This is a genomic window from Enterorhabdus sp. P55 (assembly GCF_009911695.1).
GTDB lineage: Bacteria > Actinomycetota > Coriobacteriia > Coriobacteriales > Eggerthellaceae > Enterorhabdus.
The window spans coordinates 1-3,745 of record NZ_QWKK01000160.1; the positions used below are offsets into that span (position 1 = coordinate 1).

The window sequence follows — 3,745 nt, forward strand, 5'->3', positions numbered from 1 at the left end:
CCTCGGGCGAGGCCGGCAGGCGGGGACGCAGGCGCCCCCCCTCGCCGCGGGCGCCCCCCCGCCTTCACCCGAGCCCGGCGGGCAGGCCGACGCAGGCGGGGACTGCGGCCCGCCGGGGCCCTCAGGCGAAGCCCCCGCCCCGACGGGTTCGCGGGCCCTACCTCGTCCAGGAGAACATCTGGCGGATGCGCTCGCCGGTCTGCTCGATCTCGTGGGTGTTGATGGCCTCGCGCTGCTCGAGGAGCCACTTATGGCCGTCGGCGCAGTCGGCCATGAACGCGCGGGCGAACGAGCCGTCCTGGATGCGGGCGAGGATCTCGCGCATGGCCTCGCGGCTCTGCTCGTTGATGACCTTGGGGCCGGCGTAGTACTCGCCGTACTCGGCGGTGTTGGAGATGGAGTAGTTCATGAAGTGGATGCCGCTCTCGTACATGAGGTCGACGATCATCTTCATCTCGTGGTAGCACTCGAAGTAGGCCAGCTCCGGCGGATAGCCCGCCTCCACCAGCGTCTCGAAGCCGGCCTTCACCAGCTCCACGAGGCCGCCGCAGAGCACAGCCTGCTCGCCGAAGAGGTCCTCCTCGGTCTCCTGGGCGAAGGTGGCCTTGATGATGCCCGAGCGGGCGCCGCCCACGCCCCAGCAGTAGGACAGCGCCGTGTCCCAGGCCCTCCCGCTGGCGTCCTGGGCCACGCAGGCCAAATCGGGCACGCCCGAGCCCTCGGTGAACTGGCGGCGCACGATGTGGCCGGGGCCCTTCGGGGCGCACATGATGACGTCCACGTCCTCGGGCGGGGTGATGTAGCCGTAGTGCACGTTGAAGCCGTGGGCGAAGGCCAGGGTGTCGCCAGCGTGCAGGTGCGGGGCGATCTGCTCCTCGTAGACCTGGGGCTGAAGCTCGTCGGGCACGAGGATCATGACGAGGTCGGCCTCCTCGGCCGCCTCCTCGACGGTCTTGACCGCAAGCCCGGCCTCCTCGGCCGCGGCCCAGGACGACGAGCCCTCGCGCAGGCCCACGCGCACGTCGCAGCCGGAGTCGCGCAGGTTGAGGGCGTGGGCGTGACCCTGGGATCCGTAGCCGATGACGGCGATCTTCTTGCCGCGGATGACGGAGGGGTCGCAGTCCTGCTCGTAGTAGATGGTGACGGCCATGTCGGTTCCTCTTTTCCTTTCGTCGAATGCCGTTGTCTATGATGGTCGGGCACGGGGCCCGGGGTTTTCGCAGGGCCCGGGGGCCGGGGCGCTCCTGCGCGAAGCCGTCCGCCGGCGCCGGGGAGCCTAGTCCTTGGCGTTGCGGCTCATGGCGATCTTGCCGGTGCGGACGATCTCCTTGATGCCGTAGGCGCGGAACAGGTCCTCCAGGCCCGCCAGCTTGGCCTCGTCGCCGGTGGCCTCGATAGTGAGCGAGGCGCGGCCCACGTCCACGATCTTCGCGCGGAAGATGTTGGCAATCTCGATGATCTCGCTGCGCCGCTCGGGCGTGGCGGCCACCTTGAACAGGGCCAGCTCGCGCTCGATGGCGCCCTCGTCGGTGAGGTCGGTGATCTTGTGGACGTCGATGAGCTTGTGCAGCTGCTTGGTGATCTGCTCGTAGGCCACCTCGTCGGCCCGCACGATGGCGGTCACCCGCGACATGGTGGGGTCCTCGGTGGGGCCGACCGAGAGCGACTCGATGTTGAAGCCGCGCCGCGAGATGAGCCCGGTCACGCGCGAGAGCACGCCGGGCTTGTTCTCGACGAGCGCCGAGAGCACGTGTCTCATGAGGCGCCTCCCTTCCCGCCGGCCTGAGCTCGCACGTGGGACCGCCAATCCCCCGCCGCAGGCGAGCCGTCCTGGCCCAGCCGCGCGCCGGTATCCTCCGGGCCCGACTCCCAGCGGCCGCCGAACTGCGCGTCTATCTGGGCGCAGGGCGACGAGGCCGGGGCGTCGGCCACGCCGGGCATGGCCGTGCGCACAGCCCCTACGGCCACGTCGATGGCGCCCATGATGTCGTCGAGGCCGGCCCCCGGCGCCACCATGGGGTAGACGTTCTGCTCGGGTGAGATGGCCACGTCCAGCAGGTAGGGGCCCGGCGCGGCGAGCATGCGTTCGATGGCGCCGGCCACGTCGGCGGGACGTTCCACCCGCTCGGCGGCCCAGCCGTAGGCGTCGGCCAGCTTGACGAAGTCGGGCACCGGGTCGAGCAGCGTCTCGGCGTAGCGCCCGTCGTAGAACAGCTTCTGCCACTGGTGCACCATGCCCAGGCACCGGTTGTCCATGATCATCACCTTCACGGGCACGCCGTTGGCCGTGGCGGTGGCCATCTCCTGGAGGTTCATCTGGAAGGAGCCGTCGCCGGCCACGCACACCACCTGGGCCTCGGGACGGGCCACGGCCGCGCCGAGGGCCGCCGGGAACCCGAAGCCCATGGTGCCCAGCCCGCCCGACGAGAGGAAGGTACGCGGGTGCTCGCGGGGCAGGAACTGGTGGGCCCACATCTGGTGCTGCCCCACCTCGGTGGTGATGATGGAGCGCTCCGGGTCGAGCTGGCGGCCGAGCTCGGCCATGACCAGCTCCGGTATCACCTCGTCGGCGGCGTCGCGCACGTTGGGATGGTAGAAGGGATAGCGCTCGCGCCAGAGCGCCAGGTCGGCCACCCACTCGGCGTCCCGCGGCTCGGCGCCGTCCTTGTCCAGCTGGCTGATCAGCGCCGCCAGCACCCCCTTCAGGTCGCCCACGATGGGCACGTCCACCTGCACCACCTTGCCGATCTCGGCCGGGTCGATGTCGATGTGGACGATGCGCGCGTTGGGGGCGAAGCGCGACAGGCGCCCGGTCACGCGGTCGGAGAAGCGGGCGCCGCAGGCGATGAGCACGTCAGCCTCAGTCATGGCCATGTTGGAGTACTTGGCCCCGTGCATGCCCACCGGCCCCAGGTTGAGCGGATGGGAGGAGGGCACCGACCCCTTACCCATGAGGGTGGTGACCGCCGGCACGTCCATGCGGTTCATGAGGGCGACCACCTCCTCGGACGCCTCGGAGATGACGGCGCCGCCGCCCACGTAGAGCAGCGGGCGCTCGGCCTCCTCGAGCAGGCGCGCGGCAGCCCGCACCTGGCGCGCGTTGCCGCGGTAGGTGGGCTTGTAGGAGGGCAGGCTCACCTCGTCGGGATAGGAGAAGGTCATCTCCTCCCCCGCCAGGTCGCTCGGCACGTCGATGAGCACCGGCCCGGGGCGGCCCGTCACGGCGATGTGGAAGGCCTCGCGCACGGTGCGGGTGAGCTCGTCAGTGCTCTGGAGCAAAAAGGAGTGCTTCACCACGGGCATGGTGATGCCCACGATGTCGGACTCCTGGAACGAGTCGGTGCCGATGACGCCGCGCCCCACCTGGCCGGTGATGACGACGAGGGGCACCGAGTCCATGTAGGCGGTGGCGATGCCCGTGACGGTGTTGGTGGCGCCCGGCCCGCTGGTCACGATGACCACGCCGGGGCGCCCCGTGGAGCGCGCGTAGCCGTCGGCCATGTGCACGGCGCCCTGCTCGTGGCGGGCAAGCACGTGGGTGATCTGCTCGGAGTCGTAGAGCGCGTCGTAGAGCTTGATGGCCTGGCCGCCGGGGTAGCCGAACACCACGTCGACCCCCTCGGCCTCCAGCGAGGCCACCACGGCCTCGGCGCCGCGCATGACGCGGCCCTCCTTGGCCGTGCGCGACCCCAGGCCGCGGCACGCCCCGGCGCTCGCGGCGCTGCGCCGCGCCGGTTCCGCGCTC

At 70.9% G+C, this 3,745-nt stretch carries 3 protein-coding genes; all 3 read right to left on the minus strand.

All coding sequences use genetic code 11. From position 1 onward, the window contains the following. Positions 1–157 precede the first annotated feature (157 nt). Positions 158–1,150 carry a ketol-acid reductoisomerase gene (ilvC, locus tag D1643_RS10195; RefSeq protein ID WP_160710514.1) on the minus strand — a complete coding sequence of 331 codons (993 nt, stop codon included), beginning with the start codon at positions 1,148–1,150 and terminating at the stop codon, positions 158–160. A gap of 126 nt (positions 1,151–1,276) precedes the next feature. After that, positions 1,277–1,759, minus strand: coding sequence for an acetolactate synthase small subunit (gene ilvN / locus D1643_RS10200; RefSeq protein ID WP_160710515.1), 483 nt, complete (start codon positions 1,757–1,759; stop codon positions 1,277–1,279). Then, positions 1,756–3,745: biosynthetic-type acetolactate synthase large subunit (ilvB, locus tag D1643_RS10205; RefSeq protein WP_160710516.1), on the minus strand; the 1,990-nt coding region annotated here is incomplete at its 5' end. The genes ilvB and ilvN, both read right to left, overlap by 4 nt.

Excerpts from the sequence above, each read along its gene's own strand:
- ilvC (WP_160710514.1), bottom strand. The coding sequence starts at position 1,150 with ATGGCCGTCACCATCTACTACGAGCAGGACTGCGACCCCTCCGTCATC.
- ilvN (WP_160710515.1), bottom strand. The coding sequence starts at position 1,759 with ATGAGACACGTGCTCTCGGCGCTCGTCGAGAACAAGCCCGGCGTGCTC.